The sequence below is a fragment of the Ferroplasma sp. Type II genome (assembly GCF_000496155.1).
The window spans coordinates 6,153-10,905 of the sequence record NZ_KI542685.1 but is presented as its reverse complement, the minus strand read 5'-3'; the positions used below and the strand labels follow the sequence as shown (position 1 = coordinate 10,905).

3 protein-coding genes, 1 tRNA gene and 1 pseudogene are annotated in these 4,753 nt (G+C 38.5%); 3 read left to right on the top strand and 2 right to left on the bottom strand.

Going from position 1 to position 4,753, the window contains the following annotated elements; translation table 11 throughout:
• A pseudogene (locus AMDU4_RS01120) lies at positions 1–364 on the top strand (cation:proton antiporter); the annotation flags it as partial.
• Positions 365–370: 6 nt separating this feature from the next.
• Here the strand turns inward: AMDU4_RS01120 and AMDU4_RS01115 are convergent.
• Positions 371–718: a hypothetical protein gene (locus AMDU4_RS01115; protein WP_290703839.1), complete on the bottom strand. Its 348-nt coding sequence runs from the start codon at positions 716–718 to the stop codon at positions 371–373.
• Positions 719–857: 139 nt separating this feature from the next.
• Between AMDU4_RS01115 and AMDU4_RS01110 the strand changes: the two genes are divergently transcribed.
• The gene (locus AMDU4_RS01110; RefSeq protein ID WP_021786155.1) at positions 858–3,125 is read left to right on the top strand and encodes a thermopsin family protease; all 2,268 of its coding nucleotides are present in this window, start codon (positions 858–860) and stop codon (positions 3,123–3,125) included.
• A 21-nt stretch (positions 3,126–3,146) separates the two neighbouring features.
• On the opposite strand, the gene hemA is transcribed toward AMDU4_RS01110, so the two are convergent.
• The gene (gene hemA, locus AMDU4_RS01105) at positions 3,147–4,358 is read right to left on the bottom strand and encodes a glutamyl-tRNA reductase (protein ID WP_021786154.1); all 1,212 of its coding nucleotides are present in this window, start codon (positions 4,356–4,358) and stop codon (positions 3,147–3,149) included.
• 185 nt (positions 4,359–4,543) lie between these two features.
• Here hemA and AMDU4_RS01100 point away from each other — a divergent pair.
• Positions 4,544–4,616 (top strand) — tRNA-Asp (locus AMDU4_RS01100).
• The last annotated feature ends 137 nt before the right edge of the window (positions 4,617–4,753 follow it).

Genomic DNA, 4,753 nt, shown 5'->3' with positions numbered 1-4,753 from the left:
CGGTGCACTGGCATTCTCCCTGGTACCTGCAGCTTCGGGTGAAATTGTTTATCTTCAAACAATAGGAGGAGCCTTTATAATGCAGACACTGCCAGCAGTATACCTTGCCCTATTCACCAGAAAACTGAATAAATACCCGGTAGCAGCAGGGTGGCTTGTTGGCCTGACTACCACAATAGTCATGCTTGCAGAGCTGGACTTTACGAGCTCCCTTTACAAGGACTTCCATTTCGTCTATATAGGGGTATTTGCACTATTGTTAAACCTCATAGTTGTGGGAATAGGCATGGCCATAATGAAGGGAATGAATAAAATGAAGGATGAAGGAATAATAGATAACTCTGAATTCGAGGACATCGAATAAATTATTTTATTTTTTATTATTATCAAGGATAATTTTTATTTTATACCTTACACAGTCCATAAAGCGGTCGTGGTGATCATTTCTCTTCTTAGCTATGTAGTCAAGAATTCTAGGATCATTTAAAAGGTTATTAACATCCATTTTAACTAAGAGTTTCATCTCCCCTGTATCCGGTATATTATTTACCTTTCTTTCTCTTATCAACTCACTTATATATGGATCAGTCTGCAGTATCCATTCCTTAATGATTTTTTCTATCTCATCCTTTTTAATTCCCAGTGTTTTTGCTATCTGCTTTACCGGTTTGTTGACGCACCTTAATCCTGCAACTGCCTCTTCAAGTTTCTGGTTCATAAGACATGATACATTGTGCATACAAATATTTACGTAAATCAGTATTTTGAGGGATTTATTATATTAATTTATACAATTTCTATGTATGGATATAATATATATTTAGTAAGGTTTTTATAATTTTATAGGTTATACATTTATGAAAAAATTATTGGCAATTGTGGTAACCGTAATTTTTGTTGCACTGGCCTTTGCTGCTGTAACATCTCAGGGAACGACAGCACCAGCGGCACCGGCAGCTACATCTGATGTTTCACATCATGTGGCTTCCCAGGGCAATAATTCAAAGTTATTGGCTATAGAGAAACAGCTTGAAGCGAATGGAATTCCCATGAAAGATGCAAGCATACCAGCACTTTATAACAAAATTAGCAGGCAAAATGGTGTAATAGCCCCATCTTACAAGAGTGCTCCTGCACCTATGGGAATTGGATTTTATGGAACTAAGAACGTTTCTGGAAAACTTGTGGGATATAATTTAACAACTCCCAGTGTCATGGCCTCTGTCGGAATTCATAATATGAGCCAGTTCTATGTACTGAATGACGGGCCGACCAGTGAGACATTCCAGCTGAACTCCGTCCTGACAAACGTTACACTTTTCGGAAATTCCAACTATACCTTCTGGACACAGAATGTTGCATTCTATTCTGAAAGAACACATACAGTACAGTTCCTTACCAATATATGGAATTTCTCCTCACCGGCATTTACAATGAGCAGCAATGTATTTCATTCTGACAATGGAATACTAGTTGCGCCCGTTTTCTACTATGGAATAGGCCCAACAATACATGTAACTACACCTTTTAAACTGAATCTGTACCTAAACTCTACAGTTGTTGACAGAGACAGTGCTGTGTATTTCAACTATTCGATAATGAGCGGCCACCATATGCAGTCCGGTTCATATAACTATGCCATATTTAACTCAACATATGGTCAACCATCAACCTTTGTAGCGAAAAAGCCTGAATACCTGGCAAGTGGAACAACTGTCACTCCTACGGGATTCATACCATATGATTTTGAGATAATGGCCGGGGGACCAGGAGGAGGAAGCACAACATCCATATACAATGTAAATGCCACAATGAATTTAAAATACAGGAACGGAAGCAGATATGTCAACGTGCCATCGGCCTATGATGTTGGATCTGAAACAGGTGAAACCTCTGAGGGAATCGCTGTATCATGGGTACACAACACCGCACATCTTACTCCAGGACCATCCATGGTCTACGGAATGTGGAACATATCATCCAGCAATGCCATGACACATTATAGTGGAAAGGTGTCGCCTTCCAATGCCTTCATGTTTGTATCATCAGGGAATACATTCAATCTATCCAATGCACAGTGGACTCCTCTTTCTCTATCGGGGAAGTATAGCTTTACATTGCCTTCAGGTCAGTACACAGCCCAGGCACTGCTGAGCAATTATAAGAACGCATACTTTAGCTTAGGGCAGAACGTTTCATTAAGGCATGACTATGCTATGGGAATATACACGCCCTTATATGCCTTTGACAATTCCCAGATTGCAAACATATCCTTGTATGGAAATGGAAGCCCTGGAAATCCCTATATGATTGACAACTACCAGGTGAGGCCTATAAGCCCGCTGTTTGAGGAATTCAACGACTATGCCTTCCCGGTATTCGCTGGAGTTCTGTTGCACAATACCAATGCAAGTACAGTCATGGAACATATGCCTTCGATGTTCATAAAATACACAAGCACCAATCCAACATATGAACTGTACCAATCTTTCTACAATCTCCCAGCATACAACTTCCTGAACTATGAACTGTACAATGCTTCCAATGTGACGATATGGAAATCATATGACATAACAGGATATTTCTCCAGTTCCCTATCGGGATTCCCTGTAGGCAATATAGTAATATGGAACTCCACCAGGGATCTGGTAGGCGGGAATGTATTCAATGTAATGGATAGCGGAATACTGGTATACAAAAGCCCTGGTGTAACTGTATGGGGAAACTACTTCCTGAATGCACTGCAGACATATAATACCAGCTTTGATCAGGTAACTAACATATGGGGAGCACCACTGGGAATAGCCGAATTCAGCTCTGGAGATACAATATACAACAACTTCGTTAATACTGAAATAACAGCATACAGCCCGGCTTACTCCATATTCTCAGGACTTCCTGCTGTTTACATAAATATGTGGAATATACCAAAACAGCCAGCACACATTGTCCATTATGTAAATGGCTTTGCACTGAGGGGAAGCATAATAGGAACGAGATACCAGGGAGGAAACTACTGGGACAACTTCAACGGAACAATACCCTACAACAATGACGGGTTAATAACCTACGGTGGAGATTATGTGCCCTTATACTACAGTGTGTCATTCTTCAGCTGGTGGTAAAATAAAATATTTTTTTAATCTTTATTTATAATTTTTAACTCCTATATTTTTTCCTTTATCCAGAAGTTTTCCAAGCATATTATCGTATTCCTGTAAAATATAAGAATACTTTTCATTATTTTTGATAAAATTCTTCATTGAATTTGTATACGGAGCAAGGAGTTTGTTCGTGAAGGAATTCATCATTATATTTATTGTTTCCAATTGTCTTTCAGATACATCTGTTTTTCTCAGGAGTTCCTCGATTTCCTCTTTCTTTATCTGTTCTGCAAATTTATAGAATGTTGATATGATCTCGTCTGATTTCATTTCATTGATCTTTGATGCGTAAAGGCTTAACTGGTTTTCAACTATTTCTTCAGCTTTTTTTACCTCCAGTTCGCGATGTTTTCTTGTGTCCTTAGATATGTTGTAAATCCTTTCCAGGTCATAAAGCTTGATAAACGGATTTTGAGTTTTTTCTATATTCGGAGGATTCGAAAGATCTATGAGTATTTTGTCGGAATCAACTCCAGAATAATTGGAATTATTTATTATGTATTGTTTTGATGAGGTAGCTGCTATAATTATCTGGTTTGATTTTATGATATTATCTATATCAGAAAGCCCTGAATATGCTGCACCGTATTTTATCGCCAGGTTCCTTGCATGGTCTAAGGACCTGCCAGCAACAGTAACCTCTACTCCTGAGCCTGCAAGGTAATTTAGAAGTGCAGTGGCCATCTTGCCTGTACCTATTATGCATATCCTTTTTCCGGATAGCCCATATTTGCTTTCTATAATATCAAGGCTAATGCTTGATAATGATGTTTTTCCATGTGAAATGCCAGTCATCGTTCTCACATCCTTGCCCACAGAGATAGCTTTCTGGAAGGTATAAGATAGGAATTTGTCGGATTTTCCACGTTTTGTTGACAGGTCATATGAGGATTTTATCTGCCTGAGAATATCGTTTTCTCCAAGGGCCATTGATTCTAGGCCAGATGAAACAAGGAATAGATGGCGAATAGATTCAGGATATTCAAGATGCATTGACCCCTCAATGCTGCCTAGTATTGGTTTCTCTGATCTGAAATATATTTCGACACGATTGCACGTTATAAGGATAACGTATTTTTTGATTGACCTGAATTCCATCATAGATTCAAAATATTGATAGTCATGCTTGATTATTTCAGCGAAACGATCAGGCGTATCTTTATAATTCCATGAAAGTAATTCAATATCTTCCATAAGACAACAAACATAAATGGTAATTTGTTATTTAAACAAATTGGTAATTAAAATGTATTGTGGTAAATAGTTTAATACTAAATTATATGATGGTAATGGTGTGATAATATTGGCTGGGCTATTTGATTTTTAAAAAAAATAAAAAATGTTTAAATAAAACGATAGAATTACGGGAATACTAGGTTGCCCCGATAGTGTAGCGGCCTATCATACAGGCCTGTCGAGCCTGTGACACGGGTTCAAATCCCGTTCGGGGCGTTGGATATATCCCTGGTTGTATTCTTATTTTTTGTCGAGGCAGTAAAATCAAGCCTTTTCATATTCTTGCGCAACGCCGAAAATGCATCCTCCGCATCAGGCTGGATGTAAACCAGTGTAGTGTCCAGTTTCTCATG